The sequence below is a fragment of the Paenibacillus sp. YIM B09110 genome (assembly GCF_037167145.1).
Taxonomy (GTDB): Bacteria; Bacillota; Bacilli; order Paenibacillales; family Paenibacillaceae; genus Pristimantibacillus.
Genome location: NZ_JBANSP010000005.1, coordinates 311,012 through 335,725, shown reverse-complemented (window position 1 = coordinate 335,725; position 24,714 = coordinate 311,012). Strand labels below are relative to the sequence as shown.

Here is a 24,714-nt window from a genome sequence, read left to right as displayed (position 1 = left end):
CAAATGAGGCCGGCCTATGCTCTTGATTAGAAAGCTCGCAGCCCTGATCGCCAATGCCAAGTTCCGCATTAAGCTGATCGTATCGTATTGTCTGCTCGTAAGCGTCATTATTCTCATTCTCGGATTCACTTATTATCAGATCAGCGCCAGCAATATGCTCAAGAATGTGAGGAGCAGCTTAGGCAATGTCGTCCTGAACAATAACCAATTGCTCGACGAGAAGCTGGAAGCGATTCGCAGCAAAAGCGACGTGCTGCCCGTCGACAGCGATCTCTATGAAGTCATGATCGGCACGAAGATGAACGACAATGAATCGTTATTAAAGGCGGATCGCCGGCTGACGGAAATTTTGTTCCAATATTTCGGCGGGAATGACGACATCTATGCTTCCTTCATTGTCACGAGGGACTACAGCTTCGGCAATGGCGCGAGAATGTATGTGCCGTCCGCGGGCTTCTTCAATTCCGAGCTTCACCTGCTCGCAGAGCGTGCCCAGGGTGATCTCGCTTGGATTCCGACGTATGATTACGCGAGTACGTTCAAGGAGCGGGGCATGGAGGGGCTGAACTTCGAATACAGCCGTCTCGTATCCGCCGTTAAGGAGCTGAATCTCACCTATATCGACGAGGAAGGTCTCTTCCATACGCTTCCACCGGGAATAGAGCATCCGGTGCTGATGATTAATTTTACGACGGATGATTTCGGCAAGCTGTTCGAGGACTATGCGCTTAACAACGAATACCGTAATCTCACCTATGGTATCATTAGCGCGAAAGGCGACGTCATTGTTCATTCCGAGGGAAGCCTGGAGGCAAGCCGCGAAGCGCCGCCATGGCTCGTTGAGGCATACAGGCAAGGAGAAGGAAGCTTCGAGAAAGTGATCGACGGCAAGGAGATGCTCATCAGCTTCGACAAGATGGAGAGCACGGGCTGGATGTCTTATATCGAAATTCCGGTCGAGGATGCGCTTCACGGCTTGAAGGCGCTGCAATCGGTATCGGTACTGTTCCTTGCGGTTATGCTGCTGGTATCGGCGCTGCTTGCCTATCTCATGTCGATCTTCATTACGAAGCCGATCATTCGGATTAAGAAAGCGATGAAGATGGTCGAGCGCGGCAACTTCGATATCCGCATTCCGGAGAAGGGGCGCGACGAGCTCGGACAGTTGACCCGAATGTTCAATCATATGAATGGACGAATCCAAACGCTGATTGAAGAGAACTACGCTTCCCGGCTAAGAGAGAAGGAAGCCGAGCTGATGGCGCTTAATCTGCAGCTTAACCCCCATTTCCTGTACAATACACTGACGACGATGTATTGGATCGCCGTAGAGAACGATCAGCACGAAATTAGTACGATTATGCGCAATTTGGCCGAAATGCTGCAGACGTCGACGCGCAACAAGAACGAGACATGGCCGCTCAAGACGGATCTTGATTGGTTGGAGAAATACATTTACATTATGGCAAGCCGATTCCAAAATCAGTTCGAGGTCATCTTCGAGGTGGACGATCGGCTGCAGGAACTGATGGTGCCGAAGCTGTTCCTTCAGCCCTTCGTCGAGAATGCCATTATTCACGGCTTCGCCGAGATAGATGAGGGCGGTTTAATCGTCATTAAGGGCATCTATGAAGATGGAGAAGTGACATTCTCGGTAGAGGATAACGGCATGGGATTCGGCAAGGACGTCATCGACCGAATTCATTCCGGAGAAATGAGATCGACGGGGATGTCCAACGTCGAGAAACGAATTAAGCTGCTCTACGGAACGAAGCAAGGCATCGATATGTATTCGAGCAACGGAAACGGCGCGAGAATCGTTATTCGCATGGGGCATATTCCGATACCGAATGACAGCAGCCCGGCAGGGTAGGTGCAGCACCGAGAAGATTCGCGATCAAGGAGGGCAACGGAAATGAGAGCAATCAGCGGGAGATTGGCACTAATGCTGCTGCTCTGCGCCGTGCTGGCGACGGCAGGCTGCAGCTTCTATGGCGGGGACAATAGCGGCAGCCGGAGCGATGACGAGGCGACGGATAACCAGCCTTTTACGATCGATGGTCATGAGCGGGTGACGCTTACTTATGCGACTTGGGGATCGCCGAACGAGAAGCAAGTGCAGGAGCGCATCGTGAAAGGATTTATGGAAAAATATCCTTGGATTACGGTGCAATACTTGTTCGTGCCCGGTGATTATGTGAAGCGAATGACGACGTTGTATGCGGCCAATAAAGCGCCTGACGTCTATATGTTGTACAAGCATACCGCGCTTCAATGGGCTGAGCAGGGGAAGATATATAATCTGAACGAATTTCTGAGCCAGGACACAGAAATAAATGAGGCTGATTTCATTCCTAACTCGGTTATGTACTGGGCGCCTGGCAAGGTCGCGGGGATCAAGGTGACAGAAGAGTCGTTCGCGCTCTATTACAATAAGGAAATGTTCGATGAAGCGGGCGTTGATCTTCCGCCTTCGAGGGCGGAGGATGCTTGGACGTGGGAGGAGTTCGTCTACTATGCGAAGCGGTTGACGCTGGACGAGGAAGGCAACAACGCTCTGTCTGCGAGCTTCAATCCGAATGAGATCAAGCAATACGGCGTTAGGTTCAACTCATGGGCATGGCATCTGTTCGTGCCGTCCAACGAGACAAGCGTCGTCAAGCCGGATCAAAGCGGTCTGAATCTAGAGGACCCGGCTGTTATCGAAGCTGTCCAGCGACTGTCTGATCTGATCTATGTTCATCATGTTGCGCCTTCGCCGATTCAGGAGAAGAGCCTGCCTACGCCCGATATTGCGATGCAGAGCAAGAAGATCGCGATGGATATGAACGGTCAGTGGGTACAGCTCGATCTGGCGGCGACAGGCATCGAATATGGAGTCGGCGTGCTGCCGAAGTTGAAGAAGAGCGTTACGGTTCAATTCGGTGAGCCTGTCGTGATGTCCCAGACGACTAAACATCCGAAGGAGGCGTGGCTGTTCTACAAATGGTTGCTTGATGCGGAGAGCGCGCTTGATATGCATGCGAGCGGACTATGGATGCCGACGATGAAAGATTATTATACGAAGCCGGAACTCATCGACAAATGGGCTACCGTAGCGCCCGGACATGCCGAGGGCTACGAGGATGCGGTCATGCGGCAGACGCTGGAGAACGGCGTCAATTCCTTCGACTACTATGTGAAGAACATTGAGAAGATCAACGGAATCTTAATCCCGGCGTTAGACCAAATCTGGCTCGGCCAAAAAAACGTCAAGGAAGCGTTCGAAGCGATCATGCCGAAAATCAACGCGGAGTTCAAGGGAACGTATCCGTAGACAGAAGGCGTAATGGAGTGGAGTTGCTGCGTGCGATATGAGGGACCTCACGAAGGAGTGAGGAGAACCTCAATATATATGGCGATATTCACCCTTCTTGCGAAAATAATGAGGCAAACCTCACTGCTCATGAACCTAGGTTCACGACTAGTGAGGTTTGCCTCATTTATTTGTACAGGAGCTTCGATTGCTCACAATTGTATGAGGGCAGCCTCATAATTAATGAGATGTGCCTCACTTCGTACCCTGCCCCAAACCCAATAAAAACCCCCTAATCCAATGATTTTCCGAATTGTTGTAAATGAAAGCGTTTGCTAATCTAAGGTTGTCATTCGCTGCAGCGTGACGTTTCGTTTCTGAAGGCGGTCCTATAACCGAAAAACTGGAGGAACTTTAATGAAAAAAGCAGTTGCGGGTTTACTTAGCTTTTGTCTCGTAGCGACGACAATAATAGCGGGGTGCAGTTCGAACAATACAGATAATAATTCAGGCACGAATGCAGGCACGGATGGAGCTTCCGGCAGCAAAGTGAAGCTGACGGCGATCATTACGAAGCATCCGCTGACGCAGGAGCTGTCGAAGATGAAGTGGCTCCAAGATGCAGAGGATAGAGCGGGCGTTGACATCGAATGGCAGGAGGTTACGGCTGACTGGGATCAGAAGAAAGGCGCGCTGCTTGCAAGCGGCGATGTTCCGGATCTGATTGTCGGTCCGAACGCGATTACCGATGCGGACTTCGCTCAGTTCCCTGGCTTGTTCCAAGATCTGACGGAGCTCGTGGAGAAGAACGCGCCGAACGTGCAGACGATGTTCTCCGAGAAGCCGGAAACGAAGGTTATCGCAACGCAGCTTGACGACAAAATCTACGGACTTCCGAAGTACCAGCGATTCTGGCCGGGAACGGCAACGAGACAGTTCATTAACCAAAAGTGGCTCGATAATCTCGGCCTGCAAATGCCGACGACATGGGATGAGCTGTACGACGTGCTAATCGCCTTCAAAGAGAAGGACGCGAACGGCAACGGCGATCCGAACGACGAGATTCCGATGGACTTCGCGCCAACGGGAACGGTAGCCTTCGGATTCTTCATGCCGACGGTGCTGCTCGGAAGTCTCGGTATTACATTGACGGACGCGAGCGGCTTCGGGTATTTCGTCGAGGACGGCAAAGTGAAGAACTTCCTCGTAGACGATCGCTATAAGCAGGTTGTGACATTCCTGAACAAGCTGTATAGCGCGGGTCTTATTAGCAAGGAAGCATTCACGCAAGACTATACGAAGTACCAATCCGTTGCTCGCGGCAATGGCGATACGGCGGCCGTCGGCTTCACATGGGGCTGGGAAATAACGGACCGCGTAGGCAATACGCTTGCTCCGCAGTATTCGTTCATGTCGCCGCTTAAGGCAACAGCGAATCAAACGGAACAAGTATCATGGGACTATGATTTCAACGCGCTCAACTATGGCACGAACATGGTTACGATGTCGGCTAGCACGAAGAACAAAGAGGCAGCGATGAAATTCATCAATGAGCTGTATGATCCGAAGGTGAGTATGCAAGTATTGTTCGGCTCGCTCGGCACGAATATTGAAGACAAGGGCGACGGCAGCTACGCTATTCTGCCTCCTGCCGATGCGGCAATGGATCCGGGCACATGGAAGTGGACGTCTTCATGGGCCGACAATGGTCCGATGTACATCTCCGACTCTCTTGACCTGACGCTTGGCACCGATATGCAATCCGTTGGCAAACAGACCGAGCCGTTGCAAGCCGCGCTTGACGCCGTCGACAAGGAGAACGACGTATTGCCGAGCATGTTCATCAAGTACAGCACGGCAGACAACAGCACGCTTGGCATTAACAATACGAATCTGATGAACTTGGCTCTCGCTAAGTGGGCGCAATGGATTACGGCTGGCGGTATCGAGTCCGAGTGGGATGCTTACCTGAGCAACGTGAAGAAAACGGGGCTAGAAGATAATCTTGTAATTATGCAGAAGTATTACGACGAATACATGAGCAAGTAATCAAACGACGGCGTCGCCGAATGCTTCGTTCCGATTTTTATAGCGATGGTCGGGGCATTCGGTTCAGGCGTTAAAGGGAGTAGGGAATGATGGCCGCTCAAACGAAAGTACTCACTCGCAAAAACGTAAGCAACGGCCTCGGAAGGAAGCCGTCGATCGTCCTGGAGCTCGTTCGAGACTACCAGCTATGGCTCATGATACTGCCGGCTATCGTCGTCATTATCCTCTTCAACTACATTCCGATGTACGGCATTCAGCTTGCCTTCCGCGATTATGATTTTACGAAGGGGCTTACGGGCGGCGAATGGCGGGGACTGTTCTACTTCAAGCAATTCATAGACAGCTATATGTTTACCGACTTGATGAAAAATACGATTATCATCAGCTTAGCTACAATCGTGCTCGGATTCCCCGCGCCAATATTGCTTGCCCTGCTTATTAATCAGGTCAAATGGAAACGGGCGAAAAAGACACTGCAGACGACCGTTTATTTGCCCCATTTTATATCGATAGTCGTTATGGTCGGTCTGATGAACGTGCTGCTCTCGCCTAGTTCGGGTATCATCGGCCACCTGCTGTCCTCGCTCGGGATGGGGGAGACGAATGTTCTTGCTTCAACGAATACGTTCGTGCCCGTCTATGTCTTGTCCGATATATGGCAGCATTGCGGCTGGAACAGCATTATTTATTTGGCTGCGCTATCGACGGTAGATCCGCAATTATACGATTCCTCGAAGATTGACGGCGCGAACAGATGGCAAACGATTCGGCACATTGATCTGCCGGCGATATTGCCGACGATTATTATATTGCTCGTGCTAAGCATGGGCAGCGTTCTTGGTACAGGATTCGAGAAAGTATTTCTGATGCAAAATGCGCTCAACCTGCCGGTATCGGAAGTTATCGCAACGTACGTATACAAGATAGGTATTATTTCGAACCAGATCAGTTACTCCTCAGCCATCGGTTTGTTTAATACACTAATTAACTTTGTTTTCTTATTCGCTGCCAATGCGATCTCGCGGCGAGTTGCGAATATAAGCTTATGGTAATGGGGGCAACGCTATGGGATTCACGCGCAAGATTAACATAGGCGATAAAATGTTCGATACAGCCGTCATCGTGTTAGGCCTTTTCGTTTTCCTGATCGTCGCTTACCCGCTATACTTTGTCATTATCGCCTCCGTCAGCGACTCGACGCTTGTGGCTACAGGCAAGGTTACGTTATTCCCGAAGGGGTTCAGCACGTTCGGCTATAACGAGATTATGGGCGATTCGCGAGTATGGACAGGGTACAAAAATACGATTTTGTATACGACGCTCGGCACGTTCGTGAACTTATTGTTCACCCTGCCTGCGGCCTACGTGTTGTCGCGGAAGGAGTTCCGCGCACGGCGAGTGCTGATGCTCGTATTCGTTATTACGATGTTTTTTAGCGGGGGACTTATTCCGACTTACTTGCTAATGAAAGGCCTGCACATGACGAATACGATGTGGGTATTCATCTTTCCATTCTGCGTCAATGTGTACAATCTGATTATTACGCGCACATTCTTCGAGAGCTCCATTCCGAAGGAGCTGTACGAAGCGGCCGCGATGGACGGCTGCTCGCACTTCGGCTTCTTCATGAAGGTGGCACTGCCGCTCTCCAAGGCGGTTATCTCCGTCATCGGACTCTACTATATGGTCGCGCACTGGAATGATTTCTTTACAGCACTCATTTACGTCAGAAGCAACACGCTGCAGCCGCTTCAGATCGTATTGCGGGACATCTTGCTGTCCAACCAGGTATTCTCTGGCGGGGCAGGCGCTGGGGGAGCTTCAGGAGGTTATGCGCAGAAGTATGCGGACCAGATCAAATACGGCGTTATTATCGTATCGACGCTGCCGATCCTGTTCGTCTATCCGTTCATCCAGAAGTACTTTGAGAAGGGCGTTATGATCGGTTCGGTGAAGGGGTAAGAATAAAAACAACGTTTTATTACTTATTAAATAAGTAATCCGAAAGCATCGGAGGTTGCAGAGCCAGTCATGGCTCTGGAAACCTCTTTTTTATTTTCCAACAATTTCAAATATGATATGCTGATGGAGGAGTACTATGGAACTATTTATATCGAAACGAAGCAATCAGGAGCTTGAATTGAAGCTTCGAATTTTCATGGAAGCAGATAATGCAAATATAGAAGGGATAAAACAAAATGCCATATGATATTGATAGTAAGTTTGTAATAGCAGTAGCCTCAAGCGCACTCTTTGACCTTAAAGAGTCCGATCTCGTATTTAGAGAAAATGGAGAGGACGTTTATCGCAACTATCAGAGAGAACATGAAAATGTAATATTGGCTCCAGGTGTTGCTTACCCACTTATTAAAAGATTGTTGAGCATTAACACTTCTAATGATCAAATAGTAGAGGTTGTCTTACTCTCAAGGAATGATCCAGATACTGGATTGAGAGTGTTTAAGTCTATTGAAAATTACGGATTAACAATAAGTAGGGCAGCTTTTGTTACTGGAAATAATCCATTTAAGTATATGGCTGCATTCAATGCTTGTCTTTTCTTGTCTGGAAACCCAGATGATGTTAAGGACGCTGTTGAGCATGGCTATCCTGCAGGATGTATATATCCGTCTGATTATGTTGATAACGACGATGATAATGAAATACGATTAGCCTTTGATTTTGATGGGATTATTGCTGATGATTCAGCTGAATCTATTTTTCAAGGTGGCGCTTTAGATAAATTTCATTCTCATGAGAAAGAATTAGCGAGTCAACCATTACCAGGGGGACCACTACTAAGATTTTTTACGGAAATATCTAAACTTCAACAAAGAGAGGCTCAAAGGAATCAAATCGATCCTGTTTATAAACCAAGAATTAGATTAGCAATTGCTACAGCTAGAAATGCCCCTGCCCACGAAAGAGTGATTACTACACTTAGAAAACTTGATATTAGAGTTGATGAGGCATTTTTTCTTGGAGGAATCGAGAAGATAAGAGTATTAAGTGTTTTTATGCCACATATTTTCTTTGATGACCAAGTAGACCATATTGAGGGTGTTGCAAGAAAATTCCCTTCGGTTCATGTACCTTTTGGAGTCGTTAATAATAGGAGAAATAAAGAAAAGATTTAAAGTTGAGATACGAAAGTGGGGACAATCCATAACACCCACGCCTCGGACATTAGCCCGCGGTCGACAAGAAGTTAGAACTGGAATCGGCGGTGCATTTCAGCAACAGTGAAGTGGATTCAGCCGGACACATCCGCAGCAACTAAGCACATCGCGCCGGTCCACTTCGTCGCCTTATGTCAGTGGGACGTCGTGAATACAAGAACGGTATCTTAAATACTGGTAAACAGAAATAAGACAGGAGACAGTTATGACTGAGAATCATGATTTCAATAGGACATTAGAAGATCTTGAAGGAGAAGTATGGGGCGAAGCTGATTTTAAGTCTTCATTAGTCTTAAAGTCTCATGCTTTAAGAAAGAAGCCAATCAATTCATTAACAAATGAAGACTTACGACTACTTATTTCTCAAGATCTTGGATTAACATACGTGATCTCAATTGCTATTGAAAGATTGTCTATGAACCCCTTCAATTCTGGAGATCTTTTCGTAGGTGATCTTCTAGCAACTATATTGAAATTGAATAAAAAGTTCTTAAGTGATAACCCAGAAATTGCGACCGAAATAGATTTAATAGTGAAAAACGCAAAAGAGATAATTAAAGAAATGGAAACTCGATTGGAGAATCATAATACAACTCAAGAATATTAAGTTCCTAGTAAGTAATTCAAGAGGGCCGGTATTTCAGACAATACCATATTCACGCATCGGGCATTCGCCCTCGGTCCGGCAGGGAAGAATTTGCAGCCGGACACATCCGACTTTGTCAGACGTCATGAATACAAGAACGTTATGCCAAATACCATGAGAAAGGAAGTTTCAGTATATGATCCCTAATATTTTTATAAGTTCAACTATATTAGATCTACATCACTTAAGAGATGCTGTAAGAGATTCTATACAAGAACTTGAATATAATCCAGTTATGAGTGAGTATGGTGATATTGGGTACCTCCCCAATATTTCTGCAGAAGATGCCTGTTATCAAACTCTAAAAGATTGTCAATTAGCAATTATTATAATTGCGAAAAGGTATGGAAGCTTATCGCAAAATGGTTACAGTGTGACTCATAATGAATTTAGGACTGCTAAGCAAAGCAATAAACCTGTTGTTTGTTTAGTTGAAAAGGAAGTTTTGTCGTATAAACAAGTTTTTGACCTAAACTATTCGTCATCTATCCTGAATTTTCCTGGAATGGATAACCCCGAAAAGTCTTTTGAATTTTTAGATGAATTTATTAAGTCGCCAGTTAACAATGGATTTTTAGAGTTTTCGAATGTTGCGGATGTCAGACGTAATCTCAAAAGACAAATGGCTCATATTTTTGGTGATTTTTTAAGAAATCATTACGACAGTATAAAAGTTGAAATTCACGATATCCTCTCCGAAGTCAAAACTTTAAGGTATGAACTGTTGAAAGGTCAGAAAAGTAATTACGAGCCAATGTTAAAAACATATAGATTTTTGCTCAAAGAACGAAACAGTGAGTTGAAAGAACTCTTAGTAAAATTAGCGAGTGATATTGATAACGCCGTTCCGTACATCGTGGCGTCAACTTCTTTTAAAGATTTCTTGGATAAACTTGGGGTTGAACTAGTGGTAGAAGTAGATGACTTCTTTGCGGAACATTTAAAAAGGAATAAACAGTATGATTACATGACATCTTTCACCCCCGATAATTATGAAGATTTGTACCTTGATGATGAGAAGAAGAAGCTAAACTATTATCAATATATTATTGGGCAACAAAATCTTTTAATAAATCAAAATACCTATATGTATTTTGATAAGAGATTTTTTCAATTACTAGAAGTTATTAAATCAAAATAGACCCTCTAGTAATTTCGGAGAAGCCATGGCACTTCGCATAACACCGCATTCACACTGAGGGGCTGTCGCCCCTTGGTCCAACCGAGGTTATTCGAGGAAGAGGTATCAGGCGGACAACCCTGCACTGCCTAACCGCATCGCGGCCGCTCCTGTTGGTCGCTTAAGGCAGTGAGGGTTTGTGAATGCCTAAACGTTATGCGAAAGACTGCAAATATTCTATAAAGAGAGGTTAAGTGTATGGATCACATTTTTTTAATTTTTGTAATATTAATTATGTCAGGTTCCTTTGGTGGGTACATTAGTTTCTTATCAACGAAAGCTAATAAGGAGCCTCTTTTTTTAAGTATGGAAGTATTTAAATCAATATTTGTTGGTGTCGCTGCTTCATTACTTGTACCTTTATTTTTGAATACAATTTCAAGTAATTTAATAGCAGAAAGCGAAAATGACAAGTACAAACTCTTGATTATTATTGGATTTTGTTTACTGGCTTCAATTTCGTCAAAGTCTTTTATTCAGATCATGACTAACAAGGTAATGAAAGACTTAAATGAAGTAAAATCTAACCTTAATGAGGTAAAAGAAGAAATGAATGTAATAGTATCCAACGAGACAGAATCTGAGGACGAATTGAGTGACCAAACAATAGTAAGCATTGAGAATCAAAATGATGAAAGGTTCATTATTTTAAAGGCATTATCAGAAAGTGCATATATATATAGATCTGTTGCAGGAATACATAAGCAGGTTGGCCTAAGTAAAGAGACTATTCATAAAGTAATAAATATATTAATACTTGAAGGATATGTTGAACAAACAACAAGAGCTAAAGGTATAAGATTTTATATAACCTCTAAAGGAAGACAAGTATTATTCAAACTATGATTTCCTAGTAAATTCGTGGGAGACACTCCTTCGCATAACACCATATTCACGCTGCGAGCCTGACGGATCTTGGTCTGCAGAGGGTTTTCGAGGAAGTGGAAGCAGCAGACAACCCTGAACTGGCTAAGTCAATCTGTCCCTGGACTGGCGCCCCTTAAGCCAGTGAGGGTTCGTGAATACAAAGAGGTTAGATGAAAGCCCCGTTAATACTTATTGGGAATGGAGTGCTTTGGAGTGGATATTCAATTGTTCGAGGAAGCGTTAGAAGGAATAGAAAACTCAAAAACTATTGAAACAGTATCATTAAACACACACAGATTCTTTGTGGATCATAATATGCCTAATTACGTTATAGAGTTTTATGGAAAATTTTCATTCACAGAGCCTCTAAGGTTCGGTCGTAACTTATTTTACAAGACTAACGATCTATTAGAAGAGAATCAAGACATACCAAACAGTAAATGTATTGATTCAGGGTTACTTATTGTTGGGCATGGATTGAATGGGGATTATATCGTTTTAAATATGAAGACCAATTCAATTGGGTATATTTTTCATGATGAATTATATGAGAATGAAGATATAAGAATTGAAGACATCTATATTGATATGTGTATGAATTTAGGCGAGTTTTTCAACAGATCTGTCTTTGAAGAGGGCTTCCCAGTGGATGGATATCAAGCCGAGGAATATAGAAATTCAAGATAAGCATACTCGAAGAAGTAGGGGCCATCATCTAACATCATATTCACGCATCGGGCATTCGCCCTCGGTCCGGCAGGAGTTAGAAGTTGAATCAGTGAGGCGTTTTCAATAGCGGGGAAGTGGATCCAGCCAGACACATCCACACCGACTAAGCGCATCGCGCCCGGCCACTTTGTGGTCTTAAGTCGGTAGGACGTCGTGAACAAAACAACGTTAGACGAAAATACGAAGAAATATATTCTATGAGGTGATCTCCATGAAGAAGAAGTCAAAAATCATAAATGAATCTTTGAAATGGTATAAAGAGAATCGTGATCTATACCTTAGATTAGCCAAGCGCGTAGAAAATATTATAAAAGATATATTAGAAGCAGAAAAAATTCCTTTTCATACTGTTAATAGTAGGGCAAAGGAAATAGATAGTTTTGAGAAAAAAGCTTCTAATGATAAATATGCTGACCCAACCAATGAGATAAAGGATTTTGCCGGTATCAGGGTTATTACCTATGTAGAGTCTGATGTCCGAAAAATTTGTGATATTGTCGAGAAAAACTTCAATATAGATAAAGAACATTATAATGATAAATCAACAAATAAATTTGGTTATCGTTCAATTCATTATGTTGCATCATTGCCTGATAGCAGAGTTGATTTTCCTGAATTAAGAATCTACAAAGGATTATTTTTTGAAGTTCAAGTTCGTACAATCTTACAACATGCATGGGCAGAAATTGAACATGATAGAAATTATAAGTTACATGGAGTTCTTCCAGAGCAGAACGATATCAAGAATAGATTTGCTGTATTGTCGGGGATCTTGAAGATGGTAGACACAGAATTTGACTCTATAGTCACAGATATAGATCAATATATCTCTCATGTAGAAACGGATACTAAGGAAGGGAAATTGGATATTTTAATCGATTCAATATCACTCAAAGAATTTATGACTAATAAATTCACAAATCAAATAGAATATGCAGGATTAGTACCAACCTTTGGGCATAATAGCGGAAATGGTGGGGAAGTTATCATTTCAGAACTGAAAAACTTTGGGATTGAAACGTTAGAACAGCTAGATTCAATTATTCCTGAAGATTTCTCAATTAAAGCAACAAAAGAGTTTCAAGATTCCAATTTCATGGGAGTCTTGAGATCAATAATGATATTAAATGATATAAATAAGTACTTTGAGAGATCATGGAATCATGGTTGGGCAAGTACTGATATAGATAGCATTGCTACTCTAAATAACTATAAAGTCGATTATCAGAGTGTTTTTCAGAAATATGACATCGATATCTTTTCCAGAAATGATGAATTCTATGAGTTTGAAGAAGAGATTGAAGAAGAGACTTGAGTGTGTATCAAAGTAACTTCGCCTAACACCGTGTTCACGCATCGGGCATTCGCCCTCGGTCTGGCAGAAGGATTTCAGGGAGGCTGTGGCAGCCAGACACATCCGCACCGACTAAGCGCATCGCGCCCGGCCATGTTGTGGCCTTAAGTCGGTGGGACGTCGTGAATACAAGAACGTTATGTGAAATCATCTATAATGCTTAATAAAGAAAGAGAGGAGAGACAATAAGATGCCTCCATATTTTTCAGTCCATTATTCTTTTCCTCATTCATCATTTTCTGAAGAATTTGTAGAGGAAGTATATAAATCATTTTTTCATTACTTTCCTTATAAATCAGGATATTGGGAAGCAGAAGATAACTCACTTGAAGAGATTATTAGATGGAATACCAATCTTTTAGGTAAGAAGTTCCGATTAGGATTCAATGAGCATGTAAAGAACAACTACAAACAAATACTATTAGATTCTGGATTACATAATCACCTGAGATTAATTTGGAGCTGTGACTCCAAAGAAATAACATTACATATGATCACTCCTGAACGAGATGTAGTTCTAGATGATAATACTTGGAGATTCAACGGGAATCAGATCAAATCTTTTATAAATCTATCTGTAGATGTATGGGAAAACCACATAACCAATAATATTCAAACCTATCATGAATTAGATGCTCCAATACCCATAAATAGAATATTGAAAGGCGAACACCCAGCAATAGACCCGTTTTGTATTATTGGTTCAAAAACTTTTGCGAAAATAAAAGATAAAATTGAAAATCGGTATTTTCTTAAAACCATTAAAGATGGAGTTCTTATTTTAGACAAAATATATGCGAGTTTACTCGAAGAAGATAAATGACTTCACATAACAACGTATTCACGCTTCGGGGCATTCGCTCCTCGGTCCGGCCGAGGCAATTCAGGGAAGTGCAATTAGCCGGACACATCCGACTTCGTCGGACGTCGTGAATACAACAACGTTATGTGAAATGATTGTAGTGCGAATAAAAGCAACGAGGGATATACCAGGAAGAATTTATAAGAGATCAGAGCTAATTAAAAAGGGAGATTCATTATGGGATTTAAAGGACGAGATTGGACAGAGCTCGCTATTAGATGGTCAATTCCAATTGATCAGAACGAGGAAATTACATTAAATAAAGTTGATCAAATAATATCAAGTGTAATGGTTGATTTTGAAGTAATAAATAAAGAAGTTCTGATGGATATGAGAGAATTTTTGAGAGAGTTTATTAAATATGAATCATATAAACAGCCAATCTTTGAGGGATTAATGAAGGTTGAGGAACCAAATACATTCATTAAGTATTACAGATACTTATTAAGTCAAATGTGGAATGTTTGAGTTAATTCAAGGAGTCAATCACTTCACATAACACCATGTTCACGCATCGGGCATTCGCCCTCGGTCTGGCAGAGGGATTTCGGGGTAGAGGAAGCAGCCAGACACATCCGCACCGACTAAGCGCATCGCGCCCGGCCACGTTGTGGCCTTAAGTCGGTGGGACGTCGTGAACACAACAACGTTATGTGAAACTCCCGTAAAACTCAATAACAAACCATTAACCGAGGAGTGATCTATTATATTTCAAAGGATAATAAACTTCTTTCTAATTCGAAAACTGAAAAATGAATTAAAAATTGTTAAACCAATATACTCCATTCTTAATGACAACAAAAATATCTTTGAAGAACATTGGCAAGCGCGGTCGGAATCGTATGAATATCTAGTAGAAGAAGATATTCGAAGTGTACTGATTTATACAAAGCAGAAGGTGTCTGAATTGATGGTCTATTTAGATTCCGTAATATCAGATAGAAGATCAAAGGACATCTTATACTTTTACACAGAATACGTGGAACTTTTATCTAAGTACAATAAGAATCAATTCGATATGAAATATCACATGCAGTATATGTATTTATATAGTGAATTACTATTAGGATCAGAAAGATATTTAACAATAAAGAATAGATTAATAGAACTCGGAAGCAGGTTCGAAGAAGACGGGAGCATCACATAACACCATATTCACGCATCGGGCTTTCGCCCTCGGTCCGGCCGAAGTTAGGAGTGAATCGGGGAAGCAGTTTCAGCAGCAAGGAAGCAGAATCAGCTGGACACATCCACACCGACTAAGCGCATCGTGCCCGGCGACATTCGTCGCTTTAAGTCGGTGGGACGTCGTGAATACACGAACGTTAGGCGAAATCTTTGATAAGACAATCTGGAGGTATTAAACGTGAGCATAAAAAAAGAAATTAAAGATCAACTTAAAGCACTCATCGACGAAAGAAAGGATATGTTCAACTTAATAGATGAAGATAAAGTTATAGAATTTGGAACTAAATTTCAAATGTGGTATTCAAAGTCGTTAAGAATATTACAAACACTAGGAAAAGATAGATTAGTAGAATTTATCTCATTGTATCAGGCGGATGCAAAGAGAAAAGCTCTTACAACTATGACTTATAGTATTCAGGATTATATCAGAGGAGTTAGTCCTGTTAGTAGAAATTTTGAACCAAGTGATGTAGCCCAAATTCGATTAATCAATCAATTTCAAATACTGAGTTCATTGTCTTCAAGAATAGATTCAGTCTTAGAAGATGTGGAAGGACATCTGTTTACAGATCTACAAGACTCAGAATTAAAAGCAGCTTCTGAGTTAGTAAAAATAAACCTTCGAGCAGCTGGCGCTCTTGCAGGTGTTGTATTAGAAAGACATCTTCAGAGAGTTGCAATTAATCATGAAATAAAAATTACCAAGAAGAATCCCACCATATCTGATCTAAATGATCCATTAAAGTCAGAGGGGATATATGATGTTCCAACATGGAGGAAGATTCAATTATTAGCCGATATTAGAAATGTATGTAGCCACCAAAAAGAAAAGGATCCTAGTAAAGACCAAGTGACCGAATTAATTGACGGAGTAAATACAATAATTAAATCCGTATTTTAATAATAATGTTATTGTGATTCGGTGAAGTCAAAGACTTCGCCTAACACCATATTCACGCATCGGGTCGACTCCGTCGCCCCTCGGTCCGGCCGAAGTCTGAAGTTAACTCAAAGAGGTATTTCAGTAGCAGTGAAGCGGAATCAGCCGGACACATCCACCACCTAAGCTCATCGCGGTCGCCCTTCGGGCTTAGGGTGGTAGGACGTCGTGAATACAATAACGTTAGGTGATATCGGAGCAAAGTATATTTTAGAAGGTGATCTTCAATGAAGCGCGAGGTAGACCAAATAGTTAGATTGGTTTATGAAATTGCTAACCAATGGATAGATGAAAGTAAATATAAGAGTACATACAATACATTAAGAAGATTAACAAAGAAAGTTTGGTCTCAATACCATAAGGATCTTCTTGACGAACTCAGAAGATTGGATAATCCAAGGGCTGATTATCAATTATTTTGGTTAGAGTGTTTAGGGTATCCACGAAAGAGTCCCAATCTAATTGGTTTGGATAGAATGCCATTATCGTTGCCATATCATGCTTTGCCTTCAGATTTTAATAGTAGTTTAGGTTTGCATGATTCTCGAATAAGTGAAGTGATTTTTTCTGAGAACGATATGATTTTCAATTTAAAATTAGATTCTTGGGAGTACGAATCAGGAGAGTTAACATTCCATAATGTATCTGATTATTGCGTATTAATTGACGACAAAATAGTTGTCGAGGATATGAGTGAAATTATTGACTTCACTGTTATGTCTGACGGTGAGGCACCTAATATTGAATATTGTATAAGTCATTTAAAAATCCCTGATAAATATTCTAAAAATAATAACAGATTATTTTACATCTTCGGAGCTAATAGATCGGATAGAAACGATTCAATCTATATATTTGCAGAAAGTTGGAGTTGGAAGACTTTTTAGCAATTTCGATGAAGTCTCCAACATCACCTAACACCGTGTTCACGCATCGGGGGACAAGCCCCCTCGGTCTGGCAGAGGGATTTCGGGGAAGTAATAGCAGCCAGACACATCCGCACCGACTAACTGCGCAATCGCAGCCGGCGACTTTGTCGCCTTAAGCCGGTGGGACGTCGTGAACACACCAACGTTAAGCGAAAGCACCGGAATAATTATCAATACTTATAGTTCAAAAACTAGATGTACAGATCATAAACTGCATTTACATGTCGGAGGATTAACCGATCATTGTTCTAAAAGAGTCAGTATAAAAAAATGAGGAGAATAAAAAATGAAATGTGAGAATTGTGGTTCAGGTAATGTTATCGAAGGTAAGCTTTCGACTGGCTTTTCTGGCGTAGTATTTACAACTAAAACCTCACAAAAAAAATTGCCATTCACTAAGAATTATTCCGTCATACAGGCTAATGCATGTAAAGACTGTGGACATATTTTTTCTTTGAAATTGGTTACACCTAATAATTTGAATTCCAAAAAATAAGAATTATGCTGGCCGCTGTCTGATCAGGACTAACAATTATACAGAGACTTATATGTACAGAACATAAACAACAAGGTCAAAGCCCATATGGTAAGATTATCGACTTTTAATTACAATGATTTGTTTAGTGAATCGAAGAAGTCGGTGCCATCGCTTAACACCATATTTACACATCGGGTCGACTTCGTCGCCCCTCGGTCCGGCAGATGCTCGAAGTGATTCGGAGAGGCATTTCAGTATACGAGGAAGTATAATCAGCCGGCCACATCCGCACCGACTAACCGCATCGCGGCCGGCTCCTGGCGGAGCCTTAAGTCGGTGGGACGTCGTGAATACAATAACGTTATACAACATGTCTGTAGAATCTATTGAGGAGGCACATGCGAAGAAGTAATCACAAATTGGATGAATATCTTAAACCTATGACCAAATCAAAGTTCAATGAAAGTACTGTACTAATCAATATCGTTTGGCCAACATTTATTGAAGTAGAAGATTGCATATTAATTCAAGACGATCAAGAATCACCAAGAACAGTAAACATTGAGTTTGTTTTAGAGCAGTTTGGAGACCGTTCAGGATTTGAGGCTGCAGAGAGTCATGTACATATGATGGATGTGTCCAGATATTTTATGAAGCACCCTAAAGAAGGATTTAGCTTTGCTCAGAAGATTATGAATATGTGGGCTGTGAAGCTAAAGTTTGATTTTCCTAATTACAATTTTTTGATTATTCTAAGTTTTGATGGAGAGGATAGTATTGTTAGATTTCATAGAATAAGAGAAGAAGAGAATCTTTGGATTGATATAGATAGAATTGAAGATTTCAAGAATGAAGGAATATGTATTGTGAAAGTGTAATCATAGATGTCAGACACGTCGTATAACATCATATTCACGCATCGGGCATACGCCCTCGGTCCGGCACGAAGTTAGAAGTGGGTACGGTGAGGCATTTCAGCTGCAGGGAAGAGGAATCAGCCGGACACATCCGCACCACCTAACCGCATCGCGGCCGCCCTTCGGGCTTAAGGTGGTGGGACGTCGTGAATACAACAACGTTATGTGAAATCATCGAAAGAGATATAAAAAACAAATCTATTGATTGGAGCAATTCATGGAGAAGACTGAAAGGGAAAGACTAAAGAAACGTTATTCTAGTTATTTTAACAATGTGAGAACCATAATTAACGAATATGACCCAGTTGGTTTAATAGCTTCAGGGGCTCCTATCGATGAACATGATACTTTGACTGAGCGTGTGTTGATCTTATTAGTTAATAATGAGATGGATAAAGTTAGACAGCTACTAATTGATTGTTATGAATGGTATGGAATGGGAGGAGAAATAAAAGAAGAATATAAAGAGAAATTCAATAGAAAAGTCGATAATACCTACCAAAAGTTATATGAAATATATAAAGAATATCGAAATTCAAATGAATGATTTGACAGTAATTCATGAAGTCGAAGACTTCACATAACATCGCATTCACGCATCGGGCTTCCGCCCTCGGTCGCCAGGAGTAATTACGAGGAAGAGGAATCAGGCGACAACCCGCACCGGCTAAGATAAGAGCTATCTAAGCCGGTGGGGTTCGTGAATGTACAAACGTTATAAGAAATTGCAACAATAACAAAACTAAAACGTCTGGGACGTGATATTTTGATTCATTTTAAATTGAAAGAGATCAAAGATATTTCCCCATGGGGTAGTGAAGGTAAGTTAATGCTACATTGGTTTGCACTTACTGATTCATACTATTGGTTTAAATTTGGGGATACTGAATTCCCTAAATATACTAAAGAAATCAATATTGAATTTAATCAAGCTAATAAACCTCTTTATATAGATTACCAATTCGCAAGATTTTTTTGGGATATTAGTGAGATCCTTAGACATGTTGAAAGCCCAGTACCGGATGAGATATTTGAATTTATCAATTCGGTAGATAAATTAGAGCTATTTCAACAGTCACTAAAGGATTGGTTAGAAATTTCTTGGGACGAAAGCGAAGAACTAAATGAAGAGATATACGATGAAGCACGAGAATGGCTGTATGTTAGAAAGCTGGATTTCGGATATTTAGTAGGTGGTCCTGAACTGTATTTTATAAGAAACAATGATCGAATTCATATATATTGGATAGCAAATTATAAGACTGAAAATGGCGTGTCCTTCTGGCAAGAAGCAAGAGGGGAATATAGTTGTAATTACTATGAATTTATAGAGGGGTTAATAACAAGCTTTAAATCTTTTGGTATTGGGATGCATAAGCAGATATCACGAATATTCGAGAAAGAAACTGAAAATGTAGAGATTAATAGAGAACAGATATTAATTAATCAGAATCAATTTGACGATCTTGTCAGTTCAATTGAAAGCAAAAAGATGCTATATGCAGAAGAACCGGATTGGAAAAATATCCTGAATAGGATGAAGAGAGTATTAGGGTCCAATTACAACCTGTAGGTTATTCAGGGCTGGCTGCAACTTCTTATAACACCACATTCACGCTGCGTCGCTGACGCTCCTTGGTCCGGCAGAAGTAATGAAGCCAGGAAGCCGAATCAGCCGGACAATCCTCACTGCCTAACCGCATCGCGGCCGCTCCCTTTGGTCGCTTAAGGCAGTGAGGATTCGTGAATCCCAAACGTTAGACGAAACCTGTGAAAATGTAATAAAAACAAATGATAGTAAAATACAAAGAATAAAAAGAAAACTATCAAGAAAACTATCATTTAGAAATGAAGGTTTAATATGAAGAAAGCAATGAATATCTTCTTATTTGTTTTAGGTGGAATTCCTTTGATAGCTTACCCTTTTGTAATGATAGCTAATCTAATGCAAATTGCAGGGGACTATAGTGATCAGAGTCTATGGTCTATAGTATGGATTATTATTTTTATCGCCATTACAACCTCATACCCAATAACCTACATATTATGTTTAATATTTTACTTCTCAAAAAAAAGAAAAAAAATTTATTTTCCTGTATTACCATTACTTCAAATTATTGTAGCAGTATTCTTATTTAATATAGGGCAGTTGTTCGAGAAACACTAAGAAACGAGAAGAAAGAGATATTTTGAATGAGATGTCGAGAAGTCACAGGCATCGTCTAACACCATATTCACACATCGGGCATTCGCCATCGGTCCGGCACGAAGTTAGATGTGGAATCGGAGAGGCATTTCAGCAGTAGGGAAGTAGTAGCAGCCGGACACACTCGACTTCGTCGAGCGTCGTGAATACAAAAACGTTATAGGAAATCGGGGAATGGAGACAATATGAAACTTAGCAAAGCTTTTATAATATTAATTCTTATCATCATATGTAGTACAGGATGTGGAACAAAAGAAATAATAGAAGTCAATTATAACGTGCAGAAAGTACCTAATGAAAATTTTAAAGACACTGTTAATAACTATTTTCAAAACTTTGATGATATTAGGGGATGGAAAGATTATTCGACAGAAACGTTTGTAAATAGAGCCTATTCATGGTGTACGGGAGACTATACGGGAGAAGCAACAATGGATGAGATGGTTGAAATCTATTATGAATTAAATAAAGATTCTCTAAGGTTAAAATCGGTAGATATAAATAACATTGAAGTAAGTGGTAATGATGAGATATTAATTGAAGTAACAAGAACATGGGAAAATGATCAAAAAGATGAATCTACTTATTCATTAGTATTAGAAAATGAGGAATGGAAATTTGACAATAGGATGTGAAAGTAAATTCAATGAAGTCCCCGACATCCTATAACACCATGTTCACGCATCGAGCATTCGCCCTCGGTCCAGAAGAGAAATTTCGGGGAAGTGTAAGCTGCTGGACACATCCGCACCGACTAAGCGCATCGCGCCCAGCGACATTCGTCGCCTTAAGTCGGTAGTACGTCGTGAACACAACAACGTTAGATGAAATCACTCTTAAAGCGAGGTAAAGATGAAAAAAATTGAACCAGACATCGGGATCGACCAGTTTATCCTAGATGCTACTAAAGAAGAACTACTTCAATTAATTGATAATGGCAATTGGTCGGAAGAATATAGAAGTAATGTATCTGTAATAACATATCAGAATTATAAATTTTGGATACATAATGAGACGAAGAAAGTTAATCAGATATTGGTTTTTGGTGATTATTCAGGGAAGTTTTTAGATCAAATTGGAATTGGGGACACTTTAAGCGATATTAAAAATCAGATTGGCACTTATTATTACGAGGAATATGTATATAAATTAGAAAAATATCCAGGTATTTGTTTTGAATTGTTTGATTGTGATATGGAAGAAGAATGGGGTGAGAATAATGCGCCAATTGAATATATCACTGTATATAAAGTAGAAAGTAATATGTGAGGGTAATCGAAGAAGAGAGTGACTTCATCTAACACTATATTCACGCATCGGGCATTCGCTCTCTGTCCGGCAGGAGTTAGAAGAGATTCAGAGACGCCGCACAGTGATCTCGGAAGCGGAATCAGCCGGACACATCCGCACCACCTAACCGCATCGCGGCCAGTCGCTGCGCTCCTTTAAGGTGGTGGGACGTCATGAATACAAGAACGTTAGCTGAAATTTATGCAGGTAGGTGATTGAGGTTGAATCTAGAAGAATATGACGAAAGTGAGCATAGTAAAGAAAGCTACGCGCATTTCGGTTTAGCGGTATATTATTCTCAAGTTTTAGAACATCAGTTAGTTAATATGATTGTTTTACTAAAGCGTTCTCAGGGACTTCTCCCTACAGAAAGTGACTTTGAAACTCTTTATGAAAGAAAGTTTTCGAATACAATGGGGCAATTAATAAATGAAATAAAACAGTTGTTCCAGCTTCATGAAGATGAAATCAATGAATTAAAAGAAGTATTAATACAAAGAAATTTTTTAGTTCATGACTTCTTTAAAGAGAAGATTACTCTCACTTTTACACGAACCGGTAGAGATGAAATGATCAATGACCTCCAAAGATTTGTTAAACGAGTAAGAGAGTTGGACTCTCAGCTTGTATTCTACTCTAATGAGACTATGGGGAATTTAGGAATAACAGAAGAAACATTAGAAGATGAATTAATAAAAATTCGGGAAGAAGATCAGTTGAAGGAATTTGAACGCAAATTCAAGAAGGCCTAGACTTCATCTAACACCGCATTCACGCATCGGGCTGTCGCCCTCGGTCCGGACCGAAGTGGTGAAGCCTGGAAGTGGAATCAGCAGGACACATCCGACTCCGTCGGGCGTCGAGAATGCAACAACGTTATCGGAAATCGGAGTGAAAGCAGGAGGAATAGTTCATGGGAATGAATTTTCATGCATATCTAAGTCATTCTTTGAATCAACAAGACTTATTAAATTATTGTAATGAACTGAATTGTAAAAATCATAAATTTATTGAGACTTTTATTGAAGAACTACTACCATATAATCCTGAGGATATAAATAAAGAGTGGAAATTACGGTTTGATGATTTTAATGGAACCTATGAACTAGATGGTCCATGTGGTCTTGGTTTTACTTTTTCTGAGAAGGTTTGTATGGTTTCGCACTATACAAGATGGCTTACATTTTTACTAAATGATTTAGACTTTGATTTCCAAAAACAATTAAGAAACGTATCGTATGAATTAATGAATAAGATGGAATCTGATTATGTAATATACGTTCCAGATAGCGGGGCAATTGAATCCGCAATCATGGATTTTATGTGGGAAGATGAGAATAAAGATATAGAGTATATGAAAGATTGGCTATTAAGAAAGTGTGGAGAACCTAAAGAGCATATAATAGATATTTATAATGACTTAGGCGATTCTTGGGATTCTAAGGGGTATTATATTGATTTATTTACTGATTATAGGAATGTGTGAGTTTTATCAATGAAGTCTCCGACATCCGATAACACCATATACACGCGTCGGGCCATTCGGCCCTCGGTCCGGCAGAAGTTAGAAGTGCATTCGGAGAGGCATTTCAGTTACGGGGAAGTGGATTCAGCCAGACACATCCTTCCCCCTAAGATAAAAGCTATCTAAGGGGGGAGGACGTCGTGAATACAACAACGTTATGCGAAACCTCGGAAAACATGAAGGCACGGTGCACAATACATAATTATAGAAGAGCTATAAAAGACATAAATCCACATGATTAGTTTGGAGTTGAGAGTTATGTCACAAATTAATGTTGCATATTCAGATGAATATCAGGAACATTTGAAAAAGCTTGATTATATTTTTAATAATAAGTTTATGTCTGAAGATACCGATGAAATTCAATTACCAGACGGGAAGCATATACTTAAAACATGTTATTACTCTGATGATAGCCATCAAGTATTGGAATACAACGTAAGAGCTTCAAAAACTGATGTGTTGGACCTAAAGGGAAATAAAGTAACAGAGTTGAGGAATATTGACTACCATGTCGATTTCTTTTCAATGATTGAGCATTTCGATGGTAAGCATTATCTGTTCTTTTCTACTGGTCTATATGGCTATAGTGTTTTAGATTTGTCTGATTTAAGTACATTTCATTTCATCCCAGCCGAAAGTTTCAAGGAACATAAAGAAACTTTTATTTGGACGAGTGTTTTATACTGTGCACAGAATAATATTTTGGCAGTTGATGGATGTTTTTGGGCGTGCCCTTCAAGTACATACTTTTTTGACTTCTCTCATCCTACAAAATTACCACTTAAAGAATTGTATAATTCCTACGATATGGACGGGGAAGTGAATATTGATACTGATGTAATTCCTTTACGTTGGAATGAGGATGGAAATATAGTTTTAAAATGTTGTATTGATGAGCAAGGCGAGATAGAAGTTGAGAAAACAGTAGATATAGTATCACGTATTAAATAAGTAGTTCTTGTTTATTTGAATAACTTTTAGTCGATTCAGAGAAGTCCGAGGCATCGCATAACACCGTGTTCACGCATCGGGGGACAAGCCCCCTCGGTCTGGTAGTTGGATTTCGGGGAAGTAATG

25 protein-coding genes are annotated in these 24,714 nt (G+C 40.9%); 24 read left to right on the top strand and 1 reads right to left on the bottom strand.

All coding sequences use genetic code 11. From position 1 onward, the window contains the following. Nucleotides 1-16 precede the first annotated feature (16 nt). The 15 genes from V8F51_RS10405 (at nt 17) to V8F51_RS10335 (ending at nt 17,176) form a co-directional block, all read left to right on the top strand. On the top strand, nt 17-1,873 hold the full coding sequence (locus V8F51_RS10405; RefSeq protein ID WP_337100135.1) for a sensor histidine kinase: 1,857 nt from the start codon (nt 17-19) through the stop codon (nt 1,871-1,873). A gap of 42 nt (nt 1,874-1,915) precedes the next feature. Continuing rightward, nucleotides 1,916-3,316: an ABC transporter substrate-binding protein gene (locus tag V8F51_RS10400; RefSeq protein ID WP_337100134.1), complete on the top strand. Its 1,401-nt coding sequence runs from the start codon at nt 1,916-1,918 to the stop codon at nt 3,314-3,316. A 396-nt stretch (nt 3,317-3,712) separates the two neighbouring features. Next, the gene (locus tag V8F51_RS10395; RefSeq protein ID WP_337100133.1) at nt 3,713-5,344 is read left to right on the top strand and encodes an ABC transporter substrate-binding protein; all 1,632 of its coding nucleotides are present in this window, start codon (nt 3,713-3,715) and stop codon (nt 5,342-5,344) included. A gap of 194 nt (nt 5,345-5,538) precedes the next feature. After that, nucleotides 5,539-6,396: an ABC transporter permease gene (locus V8F51_RS10390; RefSeq protein ID WP_337100238.1), complete on the top strand. Its 858-nt coding sequence runs from the start codon at nt 5,539-5,541 to the stop codon at nt 6,394-6,396. Between the two features lie 49 nt (nt 6,397-6,445). Further along, nucleotides 6,446-7,306 carry a carbohydrate ABC transporter permease gene (locus V8F51_RS10385; protein WP_442956419.1) on the top strand — a complete coding sequence of 287 codons (861 nt, stop codon included), beginning with the start codon at nt 6,446-6,448 and terminating at the stop codon, nt 7,304-7,306. Between the two features lie 236 nt (nt 7,307-7,542). After that, entirely contained in the window at nt 7,543-8,481 is a 939-nt protein-coding gene (locus V8F51_RS10380; protein ID WP_337100131.1) for a 5'-nucleotidase, read from the top strand. A 247-nt stretch (nt 8,482-8,728) separates the two neighbouring features. Further along, complete coding sequence (locus tag V8F51_RS10375) at nt 8,729-9,130, top strand: contact-dependent growth inhibition system immunity protein (protein ID WP_337100130.1); 402 nt, start codon at nt 8,729-8,731, stop codon at nt 9,128-9,130. Between the two features lie 175 nt (nt 9,131-9,305). Further along, nucleotides 9,306-10,310 (top strand): DUF4062 domain-containing protein, encoded by a 1,005-nt coding sequence (locus tag V8F51_RS10370; RefSeq protein ID WP_337100129.1) that lies wholly within the window; start codon nt 9,306-9,308, stop codon nt 10,308-10,310. Between the two features lie 237 nt (nt 10,311-10,547). Continuing rightward, nucleotides 10,548-11,195 (top strand): YEATS-associated helix-containing protein, encoded by a 648-nt coding sequence (locus tag V8F51_RS10365; RefSeq protein WP_337100128.1) that lies wholly within the window; start codon nt 10,548-10,550, stop codon nt 11,193-11,195. A gap of 234 nt (nt 11,196-11,429) precedes the next feature. Further along, nucleotides 11,430-11,903 carry a hypothetical protein gene (locus tag V8F51_RS10360; protein ID WP_337100127.1) on the top strand — a complete coding sequence of 158 codons (474 nt, stop codon included), beginning with the start codon at nt 11,430-11,432 and terminating at the stop codon, nt 11,901-11,903. Between the two features lie 253 nt (nt 11,904-12,156). Then, on the top strand, nt 12,157-13,260 hold the full coding sequence (locus V8F51_RS10355; protein WP_337100126.1) for a GTP pyrophosphokinase: 1,104 nt from the start codon (nt 12,157-12,159) through the stop codon (nt 13,258-13,260). A 229-nt stretch (nt 13,261-13,489) separates the two neighbouring features. Further along, nucleotides 13,490-14,122, top strand: a complete 633-nt coding sequence (locus V8F51_RS10350) for a hypothetical protein (RefSeq protein WP_337100125.1) — start codon at nt 13,490-13,492, stop codon at nt 14,120-14,122. 216 nt (nt 14,123-14,338) lie between these two features. Beyond that, complete coding sequence (locus V8F51_RS10345) at nt 14,339-14,629, top strand: hypothetical protein (protein WP_337100124.1); 291 nt, start codon at nt 14,339-14,341, stop codon at nt 14,627-14,629. Nucleotides 14,630-15,527: 898 nt separating this feature from the next. Then, nucleotides 15,528-16,250 (top strand): hypothetical protein, encoded by a 723-nt coding sequence (locus tag V8F51_RS10340; RefSeq protein WP_337100123.1) that lies wholly within the window; start codon nt 15,528-15,530, stop codon nt 16,248-16,250. A 266-nt stretch (nt 16,251-16,516) separates the two neighbouring features. Further along, entirely contained in the window at nt 16,517-17,176 is a 660-nt protein-coding gene (locus V8F51_RS10335) for a hypothetical protein (RefSeq protein ID WP_337100122.1), read from the top strand. A 39-nt stretch (nt 17,177-17,215) separates the two neighbouring features. On the opposite strand, the gene V8F51_RS10330 is transcribed toward V8F51_RS10335, so the two are convergent. Further along, nucleotides 17,216-17,392 (bottom strand): hypothetical protein, encoded by a 177-nt coding sequence (locus V8F51_RS10330; protein ID WP_337100121.1) that lies wholly within the window; start codon nt 17,390-17,392, stop codon nt 17,216-17,218. Nucleotides 17,393-17,504: 112 nt separating this feature from the next. Between V8F51_RS10330 and V8F51_RS10325 the strand changes: the two genes are divergently transcribed. The 9 genes from V8F51_RS10325 (at nt 17,505) to V8F51_RS10285 (ending at nt 24,588) form a co-directional block, all read left to right on the top strand. Further along, nucleotides 17,505-17,714: a hypothetical protein gene (locus V8F51_RS10325; protein WP_337100120.1), complete on the top strand. Its 210-nt coding sequence runs from the start codon at nt 17,505-17,507 to the stop codon at nt 17,712-17,714. Between the two features lie 422 nt (nt 17,715-18,136). Then, complete coding sequence (locus tag V8F51_RS10320; RefSeq protein ID WP_337100119.1) at nt 18,137-18,574, top strand: hypothetical protein; 438 nt, start codon at nt 18,137-18,139, stop codon at nt 18,572-18,574. A gap of 256 nt (nt 18,575-18,830) precedes the next feature. Further along, nucleotides 18,831-19,160 carry a hypothetical protein gene (locus tag V8F51_RS10315; RefSeq protein ID WP_337100118.1) on the top strand — a complete coding sequence of 110 codons (330 nt, stop codon included), beginning with the start codon at nt 18,831-18,833 and terminating at the stop codon, nt 19,158-19,160. Nucleotides 19,161-19,379: 219 nt separating this feature from the next. After that, nucleotides 19,380-20,186 carry a DUF5984 family protein gene (locus V8F51_RS10310; protein ID WP_337100117.1) on the top strand — a complete coding sequence of 269 codons (807 nt, stop codon included), beginning with the start codon at nt 19,380-19,382 and terminating at the stop codon, nt 20,184-20,186. Nucleotides 20,187-21,004: 818 nt separating this feature from the next. Then, entirely contained in the window at nt 21,005-21,454 is a 450-nt protein-coding gene (locus V8F51_RS10305) for a hypothetical protein (RefSeq protein ID WP_337100116.1), read from the top strand. 217 nt (nt 21,455-21,671) lie between these two features. After that, the gene (locus V8F51_RS10300; protein WP_337100115.1) at nt 21,672-22,088 is read left to right on the top strand and encodes a hypothetical protein; all 417 of its coding nucleotides are present in this window, start codon (nt 21,672-21,674) and stop codon (nt 22,086-22,088) included. A gap of 242 nt (nt 22,089-22,330) precedes the next feature. Then, the gene (locus V8F51_RS10295; RefSeq protein ID WP_337100113.1) at nt 22,331-22,861 is read left to right on the top strand and encodes a hypothetical protein; all 531 of its coding nucleotides are present in this window, start codon (nt 22,331-22,333) and stop codon (nt 22,859-22,861) included. Between the two features lie 161 nt (nt 22,862-23,022). Continuing rightward, entirely contained in the window at nt 23,023-23,595 is a 573-nt protein-coding gene (locus V8F51_RS10290) for a hypothetical protein (RefSeq protein ID WP_337100111.1), read from the top strand. Nucleotides 23,596-23,892: 297 nt separating this feature from the next. Further along, nucleotides 23,893-24,588, top strand: a complete 696-nt coding sequence (locus V8F51_RS10285) for a hypothetical protein (RefSeq protein WP_337100110.1) — start codon at nt 23,893-23,895, stop codon at nt 24,586-24,588. Nucleotides 24,589-24,714: the final 126 nt, after the last annotated feature.